The sequence below is a fragment of the Bacillus sp. LQ16 genome, assembly GCF_057784645.1.
The window spans coordinates 340,726-366,128 of sequence record NZ_CM173491.1; the positions used below are offsets into that span (position 1 = coordinate 340,726).

The 25,403-nt window shown below is 35.5% G+C and carries 18 protein-coding genes, 2 pseudogenes and 1 riboswitch; of the genes and pseudogenes, 16 read left to right on the plus strand and 4 right to left on the minus strand.

The window, feature by feature from the left end:
- The first annotated feature begins 12 nt into the window (after positions 1–12).
- The 8 genes from gatB to AC3EMB_RS01870 all read left to right on the plus strand — a co-directional run bounded on the left by gatB (position 13) and on the right by AC3EMB_RS01870 (position 9,228).
- Positions 13–1,440 (plus strand): Asp-tRNA(Asn)/Glu-tRNA(Gln) amidotransferase subunit GatB, encoded by a 1,428-nt coding sequence (gene gatB / locus AC3EMB_RS01835; protein ID WP_001047685.1) that lies wholly within the window; start codon positions 13–15, stop codon positions 1,438–1,440.
- A gap of 557 nt (positions 1,441–1,997) precedes the next feature.
- Entirely contained in the window at positions 1,998–2,903 is a 906-nt protein-coding gene (locus AC3EMB_RS01840) for a diacylglycerol kinase (protein WP_000977679.1), read from the plus strand.
- Positions 2,904–3,043: 140 nt separating this feature from the next.
- Positions 3,044–3,787 carry an HAD family hydrolase gene (locus AC3EMB_RS01845; RefSeq protein WP_047792104.1) on the plus strand — a complete coding sequence of 248 codons (744 nt, stop codon included), beginning with the start codon at positions 3,044–3,046 and terminating at the stop codon, positions 3,785–3,787.
- A gap of 154 nt (positions 3,788–3,941) precedes the next feature.
- On the plus strand, positions 3,942–5,306 hold the full coding sequence (gabT, locus tag AC3EMB_RS01850; protein ID WP_001093019.1) for a 4-aminobutyrate--2-oxoglutarate transaminase: 1,365 nt from the start codon (positions 3,942–3,944) through the stop codon (positions 5,304–5,306).
- A gap of 115 nt (positions 5,307–5,421) precedes the next feature.
- Positions 5,422–6,789 carry a sigma-54 interaction domain-containing protein gene (locus tag AC3EMB_RS01855; RefSeq protein WP_053565389.1) on the plus strand — a complete coding sequence of 456 codons (1,368 nt, stop codon included), beginning with the start codon at positions 5,422–5,424 and terminating at the stop codon, positions 6,787–6,789.
- Positions 6,782–8,233 (plus strand): NADP-dependent succinate-semialdehyde dehydrogenase, encoded by a 1,452-nt coding sequence (gene gabD / locus AC3EMB_RS01860; RefSeq protein ID WP_000358137.1) that lies wholly within the window; start codon positions 6,782–6,784, stop codon positions 8,231–8,233. Before AC3EMB_RS01855 ends, gabD begins: the two co-directional genes overlap by 8 nt.
- A gap of 47 nt (positions 8,234–8,280) precedes the next feature.
- Positions 8,281–8,604, plus strand: a complete 324-nt coding sequence (locus AC3EMB_RS01865) for a DMT family transporter (RefSeq protein ID WP_000263262.1) — start codon at positions 8,281–8,283, stop codon at positions 8,602–8,604.
- Between the two features lie 132 nt (positions 8,605–8,736).
- A complete protein-coding gene (locus tag AC3EMB_RS01870; protein ID WP_000915109.1) occupies positions 8,737–9,228 on the plus strand; it encodes a DUF4352 domain-containing protein in 492 nt (163 codons plus the stop codon).
- 45 nt (positions 9,229–9,273) lie between these two features.
- On the opposite strand, the gene AC3EMB_RS01875 is transcribed toward AC3EMB_RS01870, so the two are convergent.
- The 3 genes from AC3EMB_RS01875 to AC3EMB_RS01885 all read right to left on the minus strand — a co-directional run bounded on the left by AC3EMB_RS01875 (position 9,274) and on the right by AC3EMB_RS01885 (position 12,022).
- Positions 9,274–10,503 carry an aminopeptidase gene (locus AC3EMB_RS01875; protein ID WP_000007349.1) on the minus strand — a complete coding sequence of 410 codons (1,230 nt, stop codon included), beginning with the start codon at positions 10,501–10,503 and terminating at the stop codon, positions 9,274–9,276.
- Between the two features lie 115 nt (positions 10,504–10,618).
- Positions 10,619–11,701 (minus strand): polysaccharide deacetylase family protein, encoded by a 1,083-nt coding sequence (locus AC3EMB_RS01880; protein WP_029441479.1) that lies wholly within the window; start codon positions 11,699–11,701, stop codon positions 10,619–10,621.
- Positions 11,702–11,848: 147 nt separating this feature from the next.
- Positions 11,849–12,022 (minus strand): hypothetical protein, encoded by a 174-nt coding sequence (locus AC3EMB_RS01885; protein ID WP_000643592.1) that lies wholly within the window; start codon positions 12,020–12,022, stop codon positions 11,849–11,851.
- 216 nt (positions 12,023–12,238) lie between these two features.
- Between AC3EMB_RS01885 and AC3EMB_RS01890 the strand changes: the two genes are divergently transcribed.
- Entirely contained in the window at positions 12,239–12,946 is a 708-nt protein-coding gene (locus AC3EMB_RS01890) for a hypothetical protein (RefSeq protein WP_242309951.1), read from the plus strand.
- Positions 12,947–12,992: 46 nt separating this feature from the next.
- On the opposite strand, the gene AC3EMB_RS01895 is transcribed toward AC3EMB_RS01890, so the two are convergent.
- The gene (locus AC3EMB_RS01895) at positions 12,993–14,189 is read right to left on the minus strand and encodes a NupC/NupG family nucleoside CNT transporter (RefSeq protein ID WP_098874767.1); all 1,197 of its coding nucleotides are present in this window, start codon (positions 14,187–14,189) and stop codon (positions 12,993–12,995) included.
- Positions 14,190–14,385: 196 nt separating this feature from the next.
- A riboswitch (purine riboswitch) is annotated at positions 14,386–14,487 on the minus strand.
- 121 nt (positions 14,488–14,608) lie between these two features.
- On the opposite strand from AC3EMB_RS01895, the gene rlmD reads away from it, so the two are divergent.
- From rlmD to AC3EMB_RS01930, 7 genes and pseudogenes are all read left to right on the plus strand, one after another.
- Complete coding sequence (rlmD, locus tag AC3EMB_RS01900) at positions 14,609–15,985, plus strand: 23S rRNA (uracil(1939)-C(5))-methyltransferase RlmD (RefSeq protein ID WP_488517418.1); 1,377 nt, start codon at positions 14,609–14,611, stop codon at positions 15,983–15,985.
- 107 nt (positions 15,986–16,092) lie between these two features.
- Positions 16,093–16,284, plus strand: a pseudogene (locus tag AC3EMB_RS01905) (23S rRNA (uracil(1939)-C(5))-methyltransferase RlmD); the annotation flags it as partial.
- A gap of 651 nt (positions 16,285–16,935) precedes the next feature.
- Positions 16,936–21,474 (plus strand): AAA domain-containing protein, encoded by a 4,539-nt coding sequence (locus AC3EMB_RS01910; RefSeq protein ID WP_488517419.1) that lies wholly within the window; start codon positions 16,936–16,938, stop codon positions 21,472–21,474.
- A gap of 3 nt (positions 21,475–21,477) precedes the next feature.
- A pseudogene (locus AC3EMB_RS01915) lies at positions 21,478–21,721 on the plus strand (tRNA-dihydrouridine synthase); the annotation flags it as partial.
- A 404-nt stretch (positions 21,722–22,125) separates the two neighbouring features.
- Positions 22,126–23,115 carry a tRNA dihydrouridine synthase gene (locus tag AC3EMB_RS01920; RefSeq protein WP_488517420.1) on the plus strand — a complete coding sequence of 330 codons (990 nt, stop codon included), beginning with the start codon at positions 22,126–22,128 and terminating at the stop codon, positions 23,113–23,115.
- 242 nt (positions 23,116–23,357) lie between these two features.
- Complete coding sequence (locus tag AC3EMB_RS01925) at positions 23,358–24,467, plus strand: AAA family ATPase (RefSeq protein WP_017762744.1); 1,110 nt, start codon at positions 23,358–23,360, stop codon at positions 24,465–24,467.
- An 18-nt stretch (positions 24,468–24,485) separates the two neighbouring features.
- Positions 24,486–25,229, plus strand: a complete 744-nt coding sequence (locus tag AC3EMB_RS01930; protein ID WP_488517421.1) for a hypothetical protein — start codon at positions 24,486–24,488, stop codon at positions 25,227–25,229.
- Positions 25,230–25,403 lie beyond the last annotated feature (174 nt).

Consider the following 25,403-nt stretch of genomic DNA (forward strand, 5'->3'; position numbering starts at 1 on the left):
AGGCGAGCATAGATGAATTTAGAAACAATTATTGGTTTAGAGGTTCACGTTGAGTTAAAAACAAATTCGAAAATTTTCTCTGCGAGTCCAACAGAATTCGGAGCGGAGCCAAATACACAAACAAGTGTAATTGACTTAGGATACCCAGGGGTACTTCCTACTTTAAATAAAGAAGCAGTTAACTTTGCAATGAAAGCTGCAATGGCATTAAACTGTGAAATCGCAACGGAAACGAAGTTTGACCGTAAAAACTATTTCTATCCAGATAACCCGAAAGCTTACCAAATCTCTCAATTTGATAAGCCAATTGGTGAAAATGGTTGGATTGAAATCGAAGTAGACGGTAAAAAGAAACGTATCGGTATTACACGTCTTCATTTAGAAGAAGATGCTGGTAAATCAACGCATACAGCTGATGGTTCATTAGTAGACTACAACCGTCAAGGTATGCCTTTAATCGAGATCGTATCTGAGCCAGATATGCGTACGCCAGAAGAAGCATATGCATACTTAGAGAAGTTAAAATCAATCATTCAATACACTGGTGTATCTGATTGTAAGATGGAAGAAGGTTCCTTGCGTTGTGATGCGAACATTTCTCTTCGTCCAGTTGGACAAGAAAAGTTCGGTACAAAAGCGGAACTGAAAAACTTAAACTCATTCACTTACGTACAAAAAGGTCTTGAGCATGAGCAAGTGCGCCAAGAAAAAGAATTGTTATCTGGTGGCATCATCCAACAAGAAACACGTCGTTATGATGAAGCAACGAAGAAAACAATCTTAATGCGTGTGAAAGAAGGATCTGACGATTACCGTTACTTCCCGGAGCCAGACTTAGTTGAACTTTACATCGATGATGAGTGGAAAGAAGCAGTTCGAGCTTCTATTCCAGAACTTCCAGATGCACGTAAAGCTCGCTACGTTGCAGAACTAGGCTTGCCAGCTTATGATGCACACGTGTTAACATTAACGAAAGAGATGTCTGATTTCTTTGAAGCAACTGTTGCAGACGGTGCTGATGCGAAATTAACATCGAACTGGTTAATGGGTGAAGTACTTGCATACTTAAACAAACAACAAAAAGAATTAAAAGACGTTGCATTAACGCCTGCTGGTTTATCTAAAATGGTTCAATTAATTGAAAAGGGTACAATTTCTTCTAAAATCGCGAAGAAAGTATTTAATGAATTAATTGAAAAAGGTGGAGACCCAGAAGAAATCGTTAAAGCGAAAGGTCTTGTTCAAATTTCTGACGAGGGTACACTTCGTAAAGTTGTAACAGAAATTCTTGATAATAATGAGCAATCTATCGAAGACTTTAAAAACGGTAAAGACCGTGCAATTGGCTTCTTAGTTGGTCAAATTATGAAAGCTACAAAAGGACAAGCAAATCCACCGCTTGTTAACAAAATCTTACTTGAAGAGATTAATAAGCGATAATAGTAGTGACTTTTAAAGATTAAGCAGAAAAACACCCGTACATGGGTGTTTTTCTAGGTTAATCAAACGTTTGTTTAAATGAGACAAAATCGTTTAAACAAACGTTTGATTAACTGTCAAAAGTGGAAAAATGTTTGTATAGCAACTATGGTATGATAGTTGCAAAAAGGTGGGAATAATGATAAATCTAAACATAGAGGTTTTTTTCATCTCATGAAATAATAGATAGTTATTATTCGTTATATGTAAATTTTTATGGAAGAATGGATAGAAATAAAGTGAAACTTTAATCAGTAGGAGGTTCATCTAACACTGATTATTAGCCCTCACCAATCGGGCATTTACTGCCCGCAAATAGCGGGATAAATTTTTGGGTCAATAAAAAAACCATTGAAATGAATATTTACTTTTGATGGACTACACGAATCGGGTTCTTACTGCCTGTTTGAGCGGGATAAAAGAAGGATAGCAAGATGAGAGGAGGTAGGCATAGGAATACTGAATAGAAGTTCAGTATGTTCTTTTTCGATACATAAAGAAATTTCCTGTGCTAATAAATGATGAAGCGAGCAAGAATTATTTATAATCCTACTTCTGGGCGTGAGCTATTTAAGAAGAGCTTACCAGAAGTATTACAAAAATTAGAACAAGCTGGCTATGAGACATCTTGTCATGCGACAACGGGTCCTGGAGACGCTACTGTGGCGGCGAGGCAAGCTGCGGATCGTAAGTTTGATGTTGTTATTGCGGCTGGTGGCGACGGTACGTTAAATGAAGTAGTAAACGGTTTAGTTGGGCATGAATTCCGTCCGAAATTTGGAATTATTCCAGTTGGAACGACAAATGACTTTGCACGTGCGATTGGTGTACCTCGTTCTATTGAAGAGGCAGCAGATATTATTTGCGAAGGAAAAACAGTGCCATTAGACCTTGGTAGAGCGAACGATACATATTTTATTAACATCGCTGGTGGCGGTCGTATTACAGAATTAACATACGAGGTACCGAGTAAGTTAAAGACAGTATTAGGACAACTTGCTTATTACCTAAAAGGTATCGAGATGTTACCATCATTACATCCAACATATGTTGAAATTGAGTATGATGGAAAATTACTACAAGAAGAAATTACAATGTTTTTAATTACGAATACTCGTTCAGTAGGTGGATTTGAAAAGGTAGCACCGTATGCATCTATTAACGATGGGTTATTTGATCTATTAGTACTGAAAAAAGGTTCTATCGCTGATTTGATTAAAGCAGCAACACAAGCACAACGTGGTGAACATATTAACAATCCAAAGGTGTTATACACACAAGCGAACCGAATTAAAGTACATTCACCAGATAAACTAATGATTAATTTAGATGGTGAGTACGGTGGAGATGCACCGATGGAATTCGAAAATATATATCATTGTTTAGAACTATTTGTTCCTGAACATCAAGAGGATGCCCTGTAAAGGCATCCTCTTTTACTTTGTTAAAATGAATTGTAAATTGGGAGTTAGTTTGATTTTTATGGTATTTTTACAATTCTTTTATTTTACATCCATATTTTATTGATACACTGGAGGAGATAAGAAACGAGAGGTAGGATGCTATGGAGAAGGTAAAAGCAATACTATTTGATAAAGATGGGACATTAATGGATTTTCATTCAATTTGGATAAAAGTAGCTGAAGAACTTGTAGCTGAATGTATAAGTTTATATCATTTACCAAGTACAATAGGGCAGACCTTATTAGAAGAGATTGGTGTAGAGGGAGCATTTGTTAATCCGAGGAGTGCAATAGCTGCTGGAACAAGCCTTGATGTAGCGAAGGGGCTTTGTAATTATATTGAGTCTGCTAGAGAAGAAGAGATGCATCAGTGGGTAAGTGAGAAGTTATTTTCCCTTATGTATGAGCATCGTTCGCATATGAAAATGACAGCGGATTTACCGAAAGTGTTACAGGCATTAAAAGATAAAGGATTTATATTAGGGGTTGTCACGGCGGATGATTTCGCACCAACAGAATTATTTTTAAAACAATATAAGTTGGAGAACTTTTTTGATTATATTATAGCCTCGGATACATTCCTTGCGCAAAAACCAGATAAAAAGATTATAGAAGTGTTTTGTGAGAAATTTAATTTAGAATCATGTGAGGTTGCGGTTGTTGGAGATACGCCAACTGATTTACATTTAGCTAAAAATGGCGATTGCTATGCAATTGGGGTGCTATCTGGTACGGGAGACCGTCCAACATTAGAACCACTTGCTGATTTAGTGTTAGATTCTGTTGGAGAGTTTATTTCTCAATCGGGTGAGTTTTTCTGGGAGAAAGAAAAGTCTAATGTGTAAGGAAAATAAGTCTATAAAGACTCTTAATGAGTCTTTATAGACTTATTTTTTATGCCTGGATACAAAGAATATAGGATAAATGCTAGAAAAGAAAGTTGGCATATATTTTGCAATAAGAAGAGAAAACAATGTAAAGAAAAGGATGGGGTACGCAATGAACACAAAAAAATTTGCTAAAGTAAATGAACAAATTCCAGGACCGAAAGCGGCATCTTTATTAGAACGCCGTCAAAATATAGTACCAAAAGGAGTAAGTAACGGCATCCCAACGTTTGTACAATCTGCAAATGGTGCTCTTGTAACAGATGTTGATGGCAATCAGTACATTGATTTTGCAGGAGCAATCGGGACAATTAACGTAGGGCATTGTCATCCAACGGTTAAAGAAGCGCTCCATAAACAAGTCGATCAATACATTCATACTGGATTTAATGTCATGATGTATGAGCCATATATTGAATTAGCAGAAAAGCTTGCGGCATTGGCACCAGGAAGTTTCGATAAGCAAGTCCTATTTTTAAATAGTGGTGCAGAAGCAGTTGAGAACGCGGTGAAAATCGCTCGTAAATATACGAAGAGACCTGGTATTATCGCATTTTCTAAAGGTTTCCACGGTCGTACATTAATGACAATGACGATGACAAGTAAAGTGAAGCCATATAAATTTGGGTTTGGTCCCTTTGCTCCAGAAGTATATAAAGCGCCATTTCCATACGAATACCGTCGCCCAGAGGGATTAACGGAAGAGCAGTATGATGATTTTATTATTGAAGAGTTTAAGAACTTCTTCATATCGGAAGTAGCACCAGAAACAATTGCAGCTGTTGTAATGGAACCTGTTCAAGGGGAAGGTGGATTTATCGTCCCAAGTAAGAAATTTGTTCAAGAAGTACGCCGCATTTGTTCAGAGAACGGCATCTTATTTGTAGCGGATGAAATACAAACAGGTTTTAGTCGTACAGGAAAATATTTTGCAATTGATCACTATGATGTCGTTCCAGATTTAATTACAGTGTCTAAATCATTAGGGGCTGGTGTACCGATAAGTGGTGTCATTGGACGTAAAGAAATTATGAATGAATCTGCACCAGGTGAACTTGGTGGAACGTATGCAGGAAGTCCATTAGGATGTGCAGCTGCATTAGCTGTTCTCGATGTAATAGAAAATGAGAAATTAAATGATAGAGCGATAGAATTAGGAAAAGTCGTAATGAACCGATTCGAAGAGATGAAAAATAAATATCATTGCATCGGTGATGTGCGTGGGTTAGGAGCAATGTGTGCATTTGAGGTCGTTCAAGATCGTAAGACGAAAGCACCTGACAAAACGTTAACGGCTAATCTATGTGCAGAAGCAAATAAGCGTGGGTTACTTTTATTATCAGCAGGAACGTATGGAAATGTTATCCGTGTGTTAATGCCTTTAGTTATTACAGATGAGCAACTTGAAGAAGGTTTAACAATAATTGAAGAATCATTGCAAGCTTGTTATGAGCAAACGAACATCGCTCGCGTTTAAAAACTGAAGTATAAATAGCAAACATTCTAGCTGACTCTATATTAAATGCAGAAAATTCACTTTATAATAAAGATAGTGAAGTGGATCGATGGATTTGAAGTTAGGGGTGGCTAGGATGGTTGCAGAAAAGGAACGAGTGTTAATGGATTTAAAAGATGTATTTGAATATGCGTTTGACGAAATTTTTGTTACAGATGAGCAAGGGATCGTTGTGCGTGTAAATAGTACATGTGAAAGGCACTACCAACTAGCTGCAGAAGAGTTAGTTGGTAAGCATGTAAAAGAACTACAAAAGGATGGAATCTTTTATCCATCAGCGACATTAGAAGTGATTGAAAAAAAGAGGCCAATTGAACTCGTTCAAACTACAAAATCAGGAGAGTATTTACACGTTCGTACAAGGCCTGTTTTTGATGATGAGGGAAATTTAAGAAGAGTGATTAGTTATTCTCGCGACCTTACTGAACTCTATCAATTACGTCAAAAGGTAGAGGAAATGGATAATCAGCTAAAAACATATAAAAAAGAATTAAGAGAAACATATGAGCATGAAGGACTTATTTTTAAAAGTCTAGCTATGCAAAAAATAGTCGATACAATCAAAAAAGTATCTGTAGTGGATAGTACTGTTCTCGTTTTAGGCGAGACTGGAGTAGGAAAAAGCCGATTAGTACGCCATTTACATGAAGTGAGTCACCGTAAGAATGAAAGTTTCTATGAAATTAATTGTGCGGCATTGCCAACTAATTTAATTGAATCGGAGCTCTTTGGATATTCAGGTGGATCTTTTACAGGTGCGAATCGTGAAGGGAAAAAGGGACTATTAGAATCTGCGCATAAAGGAACTCTTTTTTTAGATGAAATCGGTGAAATGCCGATTGAAATTCAAGCGAAGCTTTTGCAAGTATTGCAAGAAAAAACATTTCGTCCTATAGGCGGAAGAGAATTAAAAAAAGTAGATGTTCGAATTGTGGCGGCAACAAATAGAGATTTAAGCGAGATGGTGAAACAAGGAACATTTCGGAAAGATTTATACTATCGTCTGAATGTCATTCCAATTGCAATTCCCCCGCTTAGGGAAAGAACAGAAGATATTTTACCGCTTATTTATCATTACTTGCAGCACTTTAATAAAAAGTACGGACGTGATGTGAAACTAGCACCGGGTACATTACAAATGTTTGTCGGATATCCGTGGGAAGGAAACAATAGAGAGATAGAGAATGTAATTGAGAGAATTGTTATTACTGTCGATGATGTTGTAACGGTAGAGGATTTGCCACTCTCTATGCAAGAGGCTGCAGTTGAACAATCGGGGCAAAGCCTTTATAAAATGCTGGAAGAGGTAGAGAGAAATATTATTCTTAAAGCGTATAAAACGTATGGATCAAGTTATAAAGTGGCTGAGTTTTTGCAAATTAGTCAATCTGCTGCTACTAGGAAAATTAAGAAGTTCATAGAGGAGGAAGAAAACATTGGATAAAAAGGCGACTTTCGTAAGTATAGATAAAAAGGCGATGTATATAAATGGTGAGTGGATTACACTACAAGAACAAATTGAAGTAAATAATCCTGCGACGAAGGAAATATTTGCAACTGTACCAAAAGGCGGAGTAACAGAGGCAAAGCAAGCTGTTGATGCTGCGCATGAAGCTTTTAAAACGTGGTCTAAGTTAACGGCAGCAGATCGTGCCACGAAGTTAAAAAAGTGGTTTACGCTTATTGATGAAAATAAAGAAGAGATCGCAGCGATTATGACGAAGGAACAAGGAAAGCCGTTTGCAGAAGCGCTTGGTGAAGTAAATTATGCAAACAGTTTTGTTGAATGGTATGCAGAAGAGGGGAAACGCGTATACGGTGAAATGATTCCTGCTTCTCATCCGAATAAGCGCATTTTAGTTATGAAGCAACCAGTTGGCGTTATGGCAGCTATTACACCTTGGAACTTCCCAGCTGCTATGATTACGAGAAAGGTAGCCCCAGCGCTTGCAGCAGGCTGTACAGCCGTTGTGAAACCAGCAAGTCAAACGCCATTAACTGCATTGAAATTAGCTGAATTAGCCCATGAAGCAGATATTCCAAAGGGCGTAATCAATATTGTAACAGGTAGTGCAAAAGCAATTGCTGATACATGGATGGAAGATGGTCGCGTTCGAAAAGTGTCCTTTACAGGGTCAACGGAAATCGGGAAAGAGTTAATGGCTAGTGCGGCGCAAACGATGAAAAAAGTTTCGCTTGAGTTAGGGGGACACGCTCCGTTTATCGTAATGAATGATGCAGATTTAGATAAAGCAGTAGAAGCGGTGATTGGTTCGAAATTCCGTAATGCAGGACAAACGTGTATATGTACAAACCGAGTATTCGTTCAAGAAGAAGTATACGAAGTATTTGTAGAGAAGTTCCAAAAGGCAGTAGGGCAGTTGAAAGTAGGAGACGGTTTCGGTGACGGAACGACTGTCGGGCCACTTATTGATGAGAATGCAGTTTCAAAAGTACAAGAACATATTGAAGATGCTATTCAAAAAGGTGGAACAGTTTTATATGGTGGTCAAAAGGTCGCAGAGTTAGAGGGACATTTCATTCAACCGACTGTAATTGGGTTGGCAAATGATACGATGCTTTGTATGAATGAAGAAACATTTGGGCCAGTGGCACCAGTTGCGAAATTTAAAACAGTTGATGAAGTAATTGAACGTGCAAATAATACACCATACGGTTTAGCTGCGTATATTTTCACGAAAGACATTAGCCAAGCATTCCAAATTAGTGAAGCGCTAGAGTACGGTATTATTGGTCTAAACGATGGTCTTCCATCAGTTGCACAAGCACCATTCGGTGGATTTAAAGAAAGTGGTATCGGCCGTGAAGGAGGCCATTTCGGCATCGAGGAATATTTAGAAATTAAATATATTTCATTAGGACTATAAGTAGTATACTAGAATCTCTATAAGGTAACAGAGAAGGAGATTCTAGTATGGTATATTGGCTATTATTACTTGTTACAATTATTTTTGAAGTAGCTGGAACAATCGCAATGAAACTATCAAATGGTTTAACAAAGCTCGTTCCAAGTGTACTTATTTTCGTATTTTATGGAATTTGTTTCAGCGTGTTTGCTATCGTCGTTAAAAAGATTCATTTAAGTATTGCTTATGCCATTTGGTCTGGCGTTGGAACGTTACTTATTACAATCATTAGTGTTTACTTTTTTAAAGAGCATATTAGCTTATTCCAAGCATTTTGTATTCTCTTTATTGTTTTGGGTGTCATTGGGCTTAAGGTTTCATCGGCATCATGAAAGCTATCTTTTGTAGAAGATAGCTTTTTTCTATTTGTGCAGTTAGCAATTAATACGACAAAATATGACAAGAAAGAGTAAAGCGTTTTGTTATGATACATATGAAATATTGTCTTATGTGGAGGAAAGAGTATGTTAAAAAAGGTAAGTCAAATTGTTTTAATTTTTGGCATAGCTTTTAGTTTAAGTGCTTGCACTGAGACTAAAGATAGTAATGAAAGTAAACAAGAAGATGTTCAAGATAAAGTGTATAAAATAGGGGAGACAGTAGACGTAGATGGTTTGCAAGTAACTATCGATTCAGTTAAATTAGGATATCCGGATTATGATGAGAATAAAAAGAAAGAGGAGATTTTGGGGATTATTTTCAAAGTAGAAAATAATAGTAAAAAGGAAATACCTTTTGCATTTTATGAATTTGAGATTACCGATAAGAAAGGTACAAGATTTAAAGAATATAATAACCCTGATAGCTTTATTAGTAAAAAGTTAGCACCAGATGAAAAAATTCAAGATATCATGCTATTTGACGTAGCGAAAGAAAATACGTATATCGCTACGTATAGACCGGAGTTTACGCATGAAAATAGAACGATAAAATTTGAATTGAAACCAAATAAATAAAGAAACACATTGGATTATCCAATGTGTTTCTTTATGGTAATAAATTTAAAACGCCCAGTTACCTTTACGGAAGATAGGCTCATGTCTGCCATCAGCAGTAATACCGTCAATATCAAGCTCAGCTGATCCAATCATGAAGTCGTTGTGTGTGATACTAGCGTTTGCGCCGTTTTCAGCAAGTTCTTCTTTAGACATTGTTTTTCCGCCAACTAAGTTAAATGCATAAGCATTTCCGATTGCAAGGTGGCAAGATGCATTTTCGTCAAATAGTGTATTGTAGAATAAAACATTTGTGTTTGAAATTGGTGAGTCATGAGGTACTAAAGCTACTTCTCCTAAGAAGTGAGAACCTTCATCTGTTTCTACTAAATGTTTTAAAGCTTCTTCACCAGCTTCAGCTTTATAGTCTACGATACGCCCGTTTTCAAATGTTAACGTGAAATTATCGATAATATTACCTGCAAATACTAACGGTTTTGTACTAGAAACTTGGCCGTTTACACCTGTTTTAAGTGGCATTGTAAATACTTCTTCAGTTGGAATATTAGCCATAAATGGTACGTTCTTTTCATTTAAGCTACCAGCACCAGCCCATACATGTTTTTCTGGAAGTTCGATTGTTAAATCTGTTCCAGGACCTGTATAGTGAAGAGCTTTATAATGCTTTTCGTTTAAGTAATCAACTTTCGTATGTAATGTTTCATCATGTTCTTTCCATGCTTCTACAGGATTTTCTAAATCAGCACGAGTAGCTTTGAAAATAGCATCCCATAACTTTGCTTCTTGTTCTTCTGGCGCTACGTCAGGGAATACTTTCGCAGCCCATTCTTTCGTAGGAACAGAAATGACACACCAACTTACTTTATCTGCTTGTACGTAATCACGGTATACTTTCATTGCTTCTCCAGCTACTTTATGAGCTGTTGCAATACGCGATGCTTCTACACCTTTTAATAAATCAGGGTTTTCTGCATAGATAGACATAAATGCAGCGCCTTCTTTTGCTAATTCTTCACGAGCATGTGCTTTCCAAGATGGAAATTCAGCGAAAGCTTCTTCAGGAGCTAGATCGAACTTTAAGCGTGTTAACGTCTCATCATTCCAATCTACATATACGTGTTTTGCACCAGATTTATATGCTTTTTCTGTAACGAGGCGTACAAATTGTACAGCTTCAAGAGGTGCACTAATTGATAAAGTTTGTCCAGGTTGAATATTAACACCAACATTAACTGCAAGAGCAGCATATTTCTCTAACGTTTGTTCAAATGACATATGTATAATCTCCTTTAATTTGAAAGATTTCTTACTATATATAATACAAGAAAATTCTAAAAATATATATAAATATAAAGTAAAAAGAGAGCTCAAAATGTATTGAGCTCTCTTTTTACTTAATTGAAGAAGCAAACTGCTCTACAGTCGTTGTATGGTGTATACGAACGCGCTTCATCTTTAACAATTCATCAGGTTCACCCTTCGTAATGAATTGCCCAGGTTTTGTCGTTGTCGCAAATTGATAATACTTCTTCGTTTCTGCAACAACCTTATCATCTACATGACCGAATGGATAAGCAATCGCGATAACAGGCTTACCTGTTATTTTTTCTAGCTTTTCTTTTGAACCTTTTAACTCTTCCTCATAGTTTGTAATTTTCGGTAAGTCTGCATGTGTTGCAGTATGAGATTGTACTGAGAAAATGCCGGAATCAACCATTTCTTTTATTTCAGAAGTAGAAAGGGCACCTTCTACATCAACGTTATCAACAATCATATATTCTGTTGCTGCCGGTTTAAAAGTATCATCTTTTAGCTTTTGTAAAACGCGAAATGCATTCATATTATTTTTCATACCGTCATCAAATGTAACGAAAATCGGTTTATTTACTTTATTTATATCGCCCCAGCGTTCAAACGTTAACAGCGTATAACCATTGTCCTTTAAATGTTTCATTTGTGCTTCAAAGTTAGCTGGTGAGACGAATAAGTCTTTAATACCTTGACCATGATAATCATCAATTGCGTGATACATAAGAACAGGAACCTTTTGTTCGAAAGTAATAGTAGATTTCGTAAGCGGGATTGTTTTCCCATCTTCTTTCATTCCTGTTGCTTCAATTTGGAACTCACCGCGTTTTCCTTCAAATTCCTTTATATCAAAAGGAAGTGTGAATTGTTTCTCTTTTTCTTTAGAAGAAAAAGATTTAGCACGTTCCTTGCCATCAGCTGTGCGCCAAATTTTATATTGTACTTCATTTAAAGAATCTTTTATGTCTGTAATATGAATACTTGTGTTTGTAGATTCGTGTGTAACTGCATTATATGAGATTTTACCTTGTTTTTGCACAGTCTCTTCTTGTTTCTTAATCCCTTGAGCCGTTTTCTCTTTTTTAGGTTCTGGACTTACATTGTTAGTATTACAGCCTGCTAGAATGGCAGACGTACATAAAGCAATTGCTGCGTATTTCCTCATGAAAATCACCTTCTATTGTGTAGTATGTTGCATATTGACATTAAAATCCCCACCGCTATAAGAGTGGTGGGGATATACCCTTGTTCATCATATCATTTGAAGAAAATGAGGGGAATATGATTTTTAGGAGGCTATTAAGGTAATAGATTAGTGACTTTGAATAGATGTATTTTTTTGTTTCTTATTAGAATTAATAATAATATAACCGACTACAAAGATAAGAGGAATAATGAAGACATAGATAGGCATTCCCCATACATAATAGCTTTTCAGCGTTAAGACTAGTAAATGTAAGAAATCGAAAATTGCGTGGGCTTTCATAATATCCTCCAATGGTTTTTTGAAAATTATAACATTTTAAACTTGTTATTTGTATAATTTGGAAAGGGATTTAAGCTAATTTTAAAGTAAGAAGAAGACTTATTAATATGCAATTTTGCATACAGGTATGGATTTTATTAAAATATAAAGATTTTATACTATAATAAAAACCGCTATAAAACTAAGTAAGAATAATGTATGGAGTGGAGAATAGAAATGAAATATAAAAAAATAATATATATCTTTTTCATATCGCTATTTATAGTTGGTTGTCAAAGTGAAGTGAGTAAAGCGAATAGTGTGGAAGAGTATATTCCATCGCATCTTATGAATGCGGAAGTGACGGCGGATATTATGACACTAGAATTTCCTTATGAGATAAAAGAGAAATTAGAGAAAATAGGAAATAAAATGAGCGGTAGTATTACAAATAATTTAGATTGGTATTTGAAGTATGCCGAAGAAGAAATTATACCGAAAAAAACGTTTCCTTATCATCAAAACTTAGGTATTACAAAAGAAGAATATGATTTTATGATAGATAAAATGAATAATGCAGAATATGTAAATACCAAAGACGGAAAACTCTTTTTTAAACAGAAAGATCATGAAATTCAAATTCTCTCTGATGAAAATTTGAAGCTAATTAAAAATATTCGAATTGATACAGAGAAGAATATAATTAAAACTCCTTTAGGAGAATGCGAATATGAAGGTGAAATAAAGGCGTCGGATGAACAAAAAGCTACTGGTCCATGGAGTGGGAAGATGTGGACTTTAAAAAGCGATGGATTACTTTATCATTTTTCATTAGGAAAGTTAAAAAACATAAACAAATCTATCATTTACATTTCAATAAAAGGTATATATAAAGATAGGATTATCAATACAGAAGAAGCAGTTGAATTTCACTCGATTTCATAAAGAATCAAAAAAATCACCTTACTCGTTAAAGTAAGGTGATTTTTTATTAAATAAACAATCCAGCGATTGTCGCAGATAAAATAGAAGCAAGTGTTGATGCAAATAGCATTTTCCAACCAAATTTAGAAACAACGCTTCCTTGTTTTTCAGAAAGGGCACGGATTGTACCAACGATTGCACCAATTTGGCTAATACTTGCGAAGCTAATTAAGAATACTGTAACGATTCCAACTGTACGTGGAGCTAATGTTGTAGCTGTGTCTTTTAAATCAAGGATTGCTACAAACTCATTTAAAACAATCTTCGTACCCATAATACCACCAGCTGGGATAATATCTTGAGTTGGAATACCCATTAAGAATGCGAATGGAGAAAGTACGTAACCGAAGATTTGTTGTAAAGTAACAGCATGTCCCATTGCGCCTGAAGCTGCACTAATTACGTAGTTTACAACTTCCATCACACCGATAAAGGCGATCATTAATGCGGCAACGATACCAGCTACTTTTAAACCATCAAGCGCACCGTTAATCATTGCGCCGATAAAGCTGTCTCCGAATAGAGTTCTATCAAATTTCTGAATCACTTCATCTTCTTTCTTCGTATCAACTGGTGTTAATAACGAACAAACGATTAAGCTTGAGAATAAGTTTAGCGGAAGAGCTGCCAGTACGTATTTTGCATCTAACATCATTACGTATGATGCTGTAACAGAAGCAGAAACGGAGCTCATCGCAGAACAACAAATGATAAACATACGGTTTTTATTGAAATGCTGTAAATCGTTTTTAATAACGATTAACGCTTCACTTGAACCGAAGAATACAGAGTTTACTGCGTGGAATGACTCAACGCGTGGCAAACCAGTAATTTTTGAAATTGCACCGCCGACAACGCGAACGATGAATGGTAAAACACCTAAATAACTAAAGATTGAAAGTAGTGCTGAGAAAAATACGATAATTAATAATACGTTTAAGAAAAAGACAAAATCTCTGTGAATTCCATTAAAGAGAAAATCGACACCTGTCGTACCAAGTTTAATTAGTTTGTTGAAAACTTTACTAATGAAAATAATGATTTGTTGACCAACCTTTGTAGCAAACATAAACCAACCGATTAAAATTTGGAAACCAATCATAATTGCAATTGCACGGAAGTTGATTTTACTTTTGTTGTTTGACAAAGCAAAACATAAACCTAACACGGCAATAATACCGATAATGCTCATTACATATTGCATGTAGTTGCCCCTTTCAGAAGTTCGTATAAAGTTTGTACATAAAACGCTCGTTATATTACTAAAAATAAAGGAATGAGGTTTTATGTCATACGTAAGATGTCTGACCTTTTAGAAAAATAAAAAAAGACCCATATGGATTCACTTTCATCTATGAGAGAAAGCTAATCAATATGAGTCCTTTTTTGCGCATAGGCTAATATTCATTAGTTTTCCCCATAGTCCAGCAATTTAAGGTTGCCGGGTAGAAACTCTCGATCCATATTATCAAGTATATATGAGGTAACATCGTCCGTATTAAATTAGTAGTAGCGTAACATTAACAGAGAAGTATCGTCAATAGCTTTTTTTCTTCCAATAGAAAAAGACCATATAAGTATGATAAAATGTAACGCAGTGTTATGAAAAAGAGAGGTCGGAAAATGAGTACTAAAATGACGCCACCAGTTGAGAAAAACGAGTTTATAGATGTAATATTTGAAGATTTAACACATGATGGTGCCGGTGTTGCGAAAGTAAAGGGCTATCCTATTTTCGTTAAAAACGGATTACCAGGTGAAGAAGCGCAAATTAAAATTATTAAAGTGAAGAAAAACTTTGCATTTGGTCGTTTAATGAAACTTCATACAGAAAGCTCATATCGTAAAGATGCTGAATGCCCAGTATATAATCAGTGCGGCGGTTGTCAGCTTCAGCACTTATCATATGAGGGACAATTACAGGCGAAAGAAAAGCAAGTACGTGACGTTATGCAGCGCATTGGAGGACTAGGTGATGTTCCTGTTCATCCTGTACTTGGCATGCAAAATCCGTGGGTGTACCGCAATAAAGCACAAGTACCAATCGGAGAACGTGAAGGCGGACTTGTAGCTGGTTTCTATCGCCAAGGAACGCATGACATCATTAATATGGAATCATGCTTAATTCAGGCTGAAGAAAACGATACATTAATCCAAGAAGTAAAACGTATTTGTGAAAAGCACGGTATCACTGCGTACAACGAAGAGCGTAACAAAGGAACACTTCGTCACGTAATGGCTCGTTACGGGCAAGTAACAGGAGAAATTATGCTTGTCTTCATTACACGTACAGCAGAATTGCCGAACAAAAAAGCAATTATTGAAGAAATTGCAGCGAAATTCCCAGAAGTAAAATCGATTGTTCAAAACGTAAATACGAAGCGTACAAACGTAATTTTCGGAGACAAAACGACAGTATTATACGGATCAGAATATATTTATGACTTTATCGGTGACATTAAATTTGCGATTTCAGCACGTTCATTCTATCAAGTAAATCCAGAACAAACGAAAGTGCTATACGATAAAACGTTAGAATACGCAAAATTAAACGGTAACGAAACAGTAATTGATGCCTATTGCGGAATCGGATCAATCTCGTTATTCCTAGCGCAAAAAGCGAAAAAAGTGTACGGCGTTGAAATCGTCCCAGAAGCAATCGAAGACGCAAACCGAAACGCAGCACTAAACAACATGACAAACGCTGAATTTGGCGTAGGAGAAGCAGAAGTAGTCATTCCAAAATGGTACAAAGAAGGTGTAATCGCCGACACAATGGTCGTAGACCCACCGCGTAAAGGCTGTGACGAAGCATTACTAAATACAATCATCGACATGAAGCCAAACCGCGTCGTATACGTATCATGTAACCCAGCAACATTAGCACGTGATTTAAAAGTACTAGAAGAAGGCGGATATAAAACGCAGGAAGTACAACCTGTTGATATGTTCCCGCATACGACGCATGTGGAGTGTGTGGCTTGGCTTAAGTTAGTATAATAGGAAAGCAGATGATATAGGAAAATCTATATCATCTGCTTTTTGGTTTGTCACGCTATTTACGGGCAGTAAGCCCCTACTTCAAAATTCAGCAAAAATAAAGAAGTCTAAACACGATTATAGAAATGAAGCCAAAGGGCGTCGTATATGTATCATGTAACCTAGCAACATTAGCATGCGACTTAAAAGTACTAGAAGAAGGTGGATATAAAATACAGGAAGTACAACCTGTTGATATGTTCCTGCATACTATTCACGTGGAATGTATCTCGAAACTCATTTTAAAGAAAGGCAACTAGCCCACCGGACGTTGCCTTCATTCTTACAATGATCTTCTCCATCAGGGAACGAAGCCCCTTAGCTTTAAACGATTGATAGCTCGTTCAGTATTGTTCCGGATTGTATTTGAAGGTGGAATGGTTTTGGCTGATTTTATGTTCCTCCTGGAAGTTTATTTTGTTTCGGCAGTTCCTCCACCGGCAGAAAAAAACATAACCATTCCATGAAAAAAATAATAGATAAATTTTGGAAGGGAAAAGTTCTAATAATATTAGAGGTGCATAATTCTTTGGGAATTACAAGGCATCAAAGAGGGGTCCAAATTAGCAAAATTAATCCTTACAGGCACCGCACCTACATAGGAGATTTCTGACATACACCTTATGATGATAGCTTGAACGAAAGAATATATGAGCATTGAATCTGCGAGACATTGGAGGGTATACCGCTGTGAGCCATGTGGACATTCACTTGGGCAATTGTAATAAATATTAATTTTACCATTAAAAGGAAAGTCGGTGAACTCTATTTCCACTTCCCTACTACTTAAATATTTCAAGAAATTCAATTATCATCTACAGGTCTTTTGCCATTAATATATAAATCAATGCGAAAAACTGAGAAAGCAGGAGTATTTTTAAGAAAACTATTAGTTTATAGAGGGAGGATATATGGGGAAGGGTAATTTGGCTGAAAAGGTATTAGACTATTGGTTTGCATTAGAATTCCTATCACAGGACTCATATCCTGAAAGCCGGGATGTGCGAAATAGAATCGAGATCCACAAAAAAAAGGTGCGCCTTGGGACAAATAAAAATAAAACAATATCCCATTTCATATCATTAAGTGGTAATGAAGACTTATATGAAGTACTTTCGAAAGAGGCCTATGCTTGTGGAATGAAAAAATGGGGAAATCTGACCATTTATATAGGCAAGGTAAAAAGGGAGAAGTGTATTGAGTGCATTTCGAAAATTTTACCATTTGATCCAGAGGATGAAAATAGACCGGAAAAAAGCTCGGACAAGATTGCATGGGTTAGTTTGCAACTTTCTCCGGATGGAAACTATGTAGAGCATTCCTTGTCCTTATCCACAATAATCTGGGCTCTAAATCAGATTGAAAATGCAAAGGGGAATATCTCCGATTCTCTAGATGACAAACTATATAACGATGCAAAGGAAAAACTTGAAAAAAAGTTCTTTAATAAAGAATCTACATTAAATGCAAACAATAACGAGGGGGAAAAGCGGGAAATAAATGCTTCTGATCAGAATGCTGATGAGGAAGAAAAACTACAGATATTTTCTGCGAGTGCTATTTCTCTTAGAAAGCTGCATGATTTATATGAAGAAGTAGAGAAAAAATATATTAAAGGAAACATTCAGAATACAGAAGATGATAAGGATGCCTATGAAGAGATTTATGGTATCAGTTTCCAATTATTTGCAGACGAGACTACAAAAGAGAAAAAGGAGGATGATAACTATTCTGGATTAAGTCATGATTATTATTCAGATGATATAAAGCTTGTTATCGAGAGGCATCGAAGTGGAGCTTTAGTTAAAGAGGGATACATGGGAAGTGACATCCTTAAATACGTTACTGTATTAGAAGACGAGGATACGACCAAGAATAATCGAATCGATTTGGTAGATCCAAAGGAGCAAGGAGAGCAGGAGTATCTAAGTCAGATTAACGAGATTTTATCAGTTGAAAATGCACCTGTAGGAAAGTGGCCTTCAAGATTTATGCCTGCGTTTATGCAGCAAATGGCAGTTAATTTAGCTATAGGTAAAGGTACGTCTAATCTATATGAGATAAATGGCAAGGTATTTTCGGTAAATGGCCCTCCAGGTACTGGAAAGACAACACTTCTTAAGGAAATCGTTGTAAGTAATATTATAGAGAGGGCTATTTTATTATCAAAGTATGATGACCCTAACGATGCTTTTATGCAACATGATTTTATTCATGGAGAAAGAGAAGAAAATGCATATTCTACATATACACGGCATTGGTATAGTTTGAAAAATGACGCGATAAATAACTTTAGTATGTTGGTAACATCCTGTAATAATGCGGCTGTTGAAAATATTTCTAAAGAACTCCCTAAGGGTATGGTTGGTGATTTGGCACCGTTAGATGATGATCCTGAAGAATTAAGGAATATGCTTGCAGAGGTTGGAAAGCTTTTTGATCCTGCTGAATCGAAAGTGATGGAAACTCCTTATCAAGGTGAGTCCTATAAGGACGTTTATTTTACAAAGTATGCACAGAATCTCCTAGAGAATAGTGAGGCATGGGGATTAGTTGCAGCATCATTAGGAAAGAAATCCAATCTAAGTAATTTTTACAATCATGTGCTTTATCCATTAGGACGTGACTTTTATAAAAATAAGGATATGGCTCCAGATAGGGTTAAATCATATAAGGATTCAAAAAAGAAATTTGAAGAACAGCTTAAAGTTGTAAGAGATATGCAGAATACTCTTAGAAAGGCAGGAAATTTATTTGCGCAGAAAGTAGCAGCAGAACGAGAGGTGTATGAAACTGTTGAAAGCTGTAATGCGTTAATTCAAGCAAGTAGGGAAAAAATTGAAAGTACAAAAAAAGGAATAACTGAATTAATTGCCAGAGAAGAAAAACATCGTACAAAAGCAGTTTCTTGTAAAATTGCATTTCGTCAAGTAGATGAGGAACTCAGCAATAAAAAAAGAGAATTGAAAACTGCTAAGTCAAAAATAAAAGAATTTTTGGAAAAAGAAGTATGCACAAGAAATTCAATGCCTTTATGGAAAAAATTTCTCAATAAGGCTAAATATGAAGCTACCATGAAATTGGCAGATGAATATAGGAAAGAATCTGAGAATCAGAGGGATCAAGTGAGTTCATTGGATTCAGAAATAAAACAGCTTACAGAGACTTCCAAGCAGGCAGAAGTTCTTTATAATCAGACACAGCGAGAATATGATGAACTAAAAGAGGAGATTAATAGTTATTCAAAAACTATTTCTGCAGAAGAAAAGAAGATTGTGGATTGTGAGTCAACGATATCGAAAGCCCATACTAAATTAGAAAGTTTTAAGAAAGGGTATGAGTCCGAAATTGCTAAATTTACAGGGACAGATGCTGTAGATACAGGTCTGATAATAGACGAAGAATTTGTAAGGCATTTGTTATCGAATGATGTAGATGAATCAACAATTGCACAGGTTTCAAATCCATGGTTTACGCAAAGGTATAATCGTGAAAGAGAAAAATTATTTGGTTATGCTATGCGGATGAATAAGGAGTTTGTTGTATCTTCTAATCACTGCAGGGATAACTTTGTTACTTTGTCTTATTACTGGGGATTAAAAGCAGGAGATGAGAACGAAAGAATTATTTTCCATAAAGAAGACAAGGAGGCTTTGATTCCGGCTTTATTCCAAACACTATTTTTATTAGTACCTGTGCTTTCATCCACATTTGCATCTGTTGGTACTTTTTTAAGGGATGTGAAGCAACCTGGGGTTATAGGTATGCTGGTTGTTGATGAGGCAGGTCAAGCTCAGCCGCAAATGGCATTGGGTGCTTTATATAGAAGCCGTAGTGCTGTGATTGTTGGAGATCCTAAACAGGTTGAGCCAGTTGTCACAGATGATTTGATGCTTCTGAAAAAAGCGTATAGTGATGAGGCATTAAAGCAATACAAGAAAAAGTCTCTTTCTGTTCAGGGATTTGCAGATCGTTTAAATACCTTTGGAACCTACTTAGACAACGGGACTGATTATCCAGAATGGGTTGGATGTCCTTTGTTGGTACATAGACGTTGCATTTCACCGATGTATGATGTTTCAAATGAGATATCTTACAACGGTATTATGAAACAGCAGACAAGGTTGCCAAAACCAGAAAAGGCAAAAAAATTCATCTATGACAAATCGCAGTGGATTAATGTTAAAGGTTCCGAGAAAGGTAATAAGAATCATTTTGTTGAAGCTCAGGGACAAAAGGTCTGTGAACTATTAGAGATAGCATTTTCTAAGAATCCTGATCCGAGTATTTATATTATTAGTCCATTTACAACTGTTGTTTCTGGGATAAAGGACTATATTAAAAAATATTGCGATAAGAATAGCGGTACTACAAAGATTAACAGTGACTATATTCTTGAAAATGATCGGAAGAAGATTGGAACAGTTCATACTTTCCAGGGTAAAGAGGCTGAAGAGGTTATTTTCCTTCTTGGTTGCGATACAAGCGAAGGCGCTAAAGGTGCAATACGATGGGTAAATAAAAACATTGTAAATGTTGCAGCTACACGTGCTAAATTTCGTCTATATGTGATTGGTGATGAAGATGCTTGGAAATCTTCTACATGTGTCAGCATGGCAAAGGAAATAATGGATACATTAGCTATAAAGGAAATCAAGGCAATTCTTGAAGATGATTTGTCAGAGCAAGAATTGCAGAAGGCTTTAGTTGAGGCTTCGAGAGGATTACCGCCAGTAACTTCATTTTCAGTAATGGAAATAGGGGCTGAGAATGGTGTCGTTGATTATAGTGTTGATACTTCGGGGCTGATTAAAGGTTTAAATGAGGAGTTTCTTAAGACAGAGTTATCTACAGAGCAACTTGAAAGGTTTGGATTTAATGATATGAAAGATTTGGATGGTTTCTCTGTAAAGGTTAAAGAAAATCTGCTTCTTGGCATGAAACTTTTCTTCTTGCTAGAGCCGGTATACAAATTGAATGATCAGTTGGATGCATCATGTTGTGCAATTCTTTTCTGCAAGGCAATGGAATTGCAAATGAAGGATTGCTTTACAGTGAGTTTAAAAGAAATCTTCCCAAATTATAAGGTTAAAGGAGTCGGAAAAGGAAGAGATAGAATTGCTTTAAAAGATGCGAAAAATAAGGAACTAACATTGGGTGCTTTTGATACCATTCTGAAAAATAATGGTTCGGAGCTTGGCCGAAGAATGGAGATGATTGGCAAAGACACATATGATGAGGCTTGGTGGAGCTCATTTGAAGACAAATTAGGTGATTATACTAATAGAAGAAATAAGTGTTGCCGTAATGGTTCATTTAGCTGGAAGGAGCAGTCATTCTTATTATTTGATATGTTCAAGCAGGGTGATGCGAAGCAACAAAAACAAAATAAGCCAATTGGTGGAATCTTGTTTGAAAGTAAGGTAGGAGAGAGTCTCGCTGCCAATTGATAGGATGGCGTTATGATTGGGCGAGATATTTTTTAAAAATCCGTTTGCTTTTGAAAAAGAGCCAAAAGAGTCAAAAGAGCAAAATGGTGAAGCACTGCCACATTCTATCACAGGGCTTCATCGCTTTTTCAAGTTTTATATCAAAGGATTCCATGGAGCTGGTGAATTAAGAAATCAATTGATGAAGTGCGTGCATTTCTTGATGAATTTGGAAAATAGTGTTGATGTGACAGGGGAAGTGAGATGATATAACACTCAAAAGGTTAAGATAAAACGAATCAAATCAACTTATGTGTACTTATTTTATTCAGTTTCAAGTTCCTTTGGAGCGGCAACTTTTGTTTTGGTAAAGTATGTTATCTGAAAGAAAAGGGTCTTAAGATTGTAATAAACCCACTAGCACCCCCCACATACATCCTGCACATGTGGAGGGTGTATGTGGTTCGGATTGGAGTTGGTATAATAGAAAAGCAGTTGATATAGAAAAAATCTATACCACCTGCTTTTTGGTTTATAAAGATACCATTTAGCAATGATTTTAGTTAAAATAAATATTGCTGATTTTCGCAAAATATAAGTGTCCAAATGTACTGCTGCTATTTGGCTTTATATTTTGAAATTGTATTCATAGTGAGAGGATTTGAATTTGAAATGATAGATAATTTTTGGCGTGAATTACCACGACCATTTTTCGTACTTGCACCAATGGAAGATGTGACAGACGTTGTTTTCCGTCACGTAGTAAGTGAAGCAGGTCGTCCGGACGTATTCTTCACAGAGTTTACAAACTCGGATAGCTATTGCCATCCAGAAGGTATGAAAAGTGTACGTGGCCGTTTGATTTTTACAGAAGATGAACAACCGATGGTAGCACATATTTGGGGAGACAATCCTGAATACTTCCGTCAAATGAGTATCGGTATGGCAGAGCTAGGATTTAAAGGTATCGATATTAACATGGGTTGCCCAGTTCCGAACGTTGCATCAAGAGGAAAAGGTAGTGGCCTTATTCTACGTCCAGACGTTGCAGCAGAACTTATCCAAGCAGCAAAAGCGGGCGGACTACCTGTCAGTGTAAAAACAAGACTTGGCTTTAAAGAGTTAAGCGAGTGGGAAGATTGGTTAACTCACATTTTCAAACAAGATATTGCAAACCTTTCTATTCATTTACGCACAAGAGAAGAAATGAGCCAAGTAGATGCGCATTGGGAACTAATTCCGGAAATTAAAAAATTACGTGACCGTATCGCACCAAATACGTTAATAACAATCAATGGGGACATTCTTGATCGTAAAATGGGGCTGGAACTTGCTGAAAAATACGGCATTGATGGCGTAATGATCGGACGAGGCATCTTCAAAAATCCATTTGCTTTTGAAAAAGAGCCAAGAGAGCATAGCAGTAAAGAGCACCTAGATCTTTTAAGACTACAACTTGATCTTCAAGATCAATATGCAGAAGTATTACCACGCTCCATCACAGGACTACATCGCTTCTTCAAAATTTATGTAAAAGGCTTCCCTGGAGCTGCTGAATTGAGAAATCAATTGATGAGTACGAAGTCGACGGATGAGGTGCGTGCTTTGTTGGATAAGTTTGAGGCAAGTGTTGGTGTGGCTCAGGATAGTGAGACGGTTTAGCTTTTGAAAGATATACAAATCTTGCACATGAATTGTACGGTTTGATTTTAGGATGAGGCAATTTTCCTTTGTGAAAGTTGCCTTTTTTATATTTGTAATTTAAATGGGGACGATATACCAATTTAATATGAGTTACCAAGAATTAATCCGGTTAAGGTTAGATTTTTTATTAGATGTATATGATTCTTTTTGTTATCATATAATGAGTAATGTGTCGTAAAAAAATTACGGGAGTGAAGAGGATGCTGAAAAAATTTACTGTTTCTAATTATAGAGCGTTTGATGAGCCGATTACAATAGATTTTTCAAATGTTAGAGATTATAAATTTAATGAGGAATGTATTAAGGGTGGACTTATAAATAAAGCTATAATGTATGGAAGGAATGCTGTTGGAAAAACGAATTTAGGTCAAGCTTTAATTGATATTAGATATACCATTCTTCCAAATGAAAGAGCACAAAATAATGATATTAGTTTCTTAAATGCAAATAGTACAAGGAAGTTTGCTCGATTTGAATATACATTTGTTATTGAAAATAAGGAAATAGAGTATATTTATGAAAAAAGATCAAGTACGGAGCTTAAATGCGAAAGTTTAAGAATAAATAATGAAATTTTATATGCTTTTAATTTTGAATCTCAAGATGGAGAACTAAATAATTTAACAAATTATGATGAACTTAAGCATTTGAATTTTGAGGAATGGGATAATGAAATAACAATTTTGAGATATATTTTGACAAATGCTAAATTAAATAAATTAATTATTTTAAAGGAATTAAGTAATTTTATAGAAGGAATGGCAATTTTAAGACCCTTAGATAATGTTGTCCAGTTCAGAGGCCCTAGGGTCGTAGTCGATAAGGGAGTAATCAATAATATTATAGAAGCTGGTTTAGTTGAGGATTTTGAGGAATTCTTAAATGATTGTGGATTGAAAATTAAATTAAAAGTTGATATAACTCCAGAAGGTGAGAAGAAGTTATACTTTGATTATAATCGTCCTATTGATTTTATAAGTAATGCTTCAAGTGGAACAAAAGCATTAACCGGTATATATTTAATAATAAAAAATTTAAATAAAATAAAGTTTCTCTTTATAGATGAATTTGATGCTAATTTTCATTTCGAATTAGCAGAAAAAATACTACAAAAAATTAAGACACAAAGCGATTGTCAAATACTTGTAACTACTCATAATACAGACTTAATGAATAATAAGTTTATGCGTCCAGATTGTTATTTACTCATGATGCCGAATACGATAAAGGCAATTGCAGATGCGACATTAAGAGAATTAAGGCAAGGACATAATTTAGAAAAATTATATCAAAGCGGCGAGTTTAATTAAGAAGGAGAGAAAGCTATTGTGGAGAAATCTAAAATTTTGTTATTAGTAGAAGGTGAAAAAGTAGAAAAAGACTTATTTCAACATCTTTATAGTTTGTACGGAATAGATAATATAGAAATTATAGCATATAAGACGAATATTTATGCCTTTTACAATAGATTGAAAAAAGATTATCCTGATAGTGATGGGAATATTGAATTTGAATTTATTGATATCCCACTATTTTTAAATGAATATTTTGATTTAGATGAAGAAAACCTATTAAATGAAGCAGATTTTAGCGATATAATTTTAATATTTGATTTTGATCCACATGACCCACAATTTGACGCTCTGAAATTAAAAGTGTTATTGGATAATTTTTCTGATTCTACTGAAAGGGGAAAGCTTTTTTTAAATTATCCAATGATAGAATCCTTTAAACATATTCATTCTCTAGCAGATCCATTATTTAATGACTCTACAGTGCATATAGATGTTTTAAAGAGAAGAGTAGGAGGAACTAGTGGATATAAACGATTGGTCGATTCTAGCTCCTGTATTGGCCAGATACATACTATAGACTCCAACCAAGCTAATATTTTATTGAAAATGCACAATGCTAAATTAGAATATTTATTAGAAGGATTAGACTATGAGGAAGAAGAAAAGTACAAAATATTATGTGATAAGCAATGTAATAAATTAAAAGATGAAGATGGAATGTATGTAATTAATACAAGTTTATTACATATGTTAGAGGAATATGGATTAATAAAATAACTAGCTAGCTTATAAAAATATTATTGAATCTTTTTGTAGTTTAGTATTAAGCAATTAAAGTTTTTAATGGTAACATTTGATATGGTTATTTCAAAAATTATTTGCTAAAAAATAGAGATGTAAAATGTTGATTTAATAGCATTTTATATCTCTATTTTACATTGGGTGTTTTTT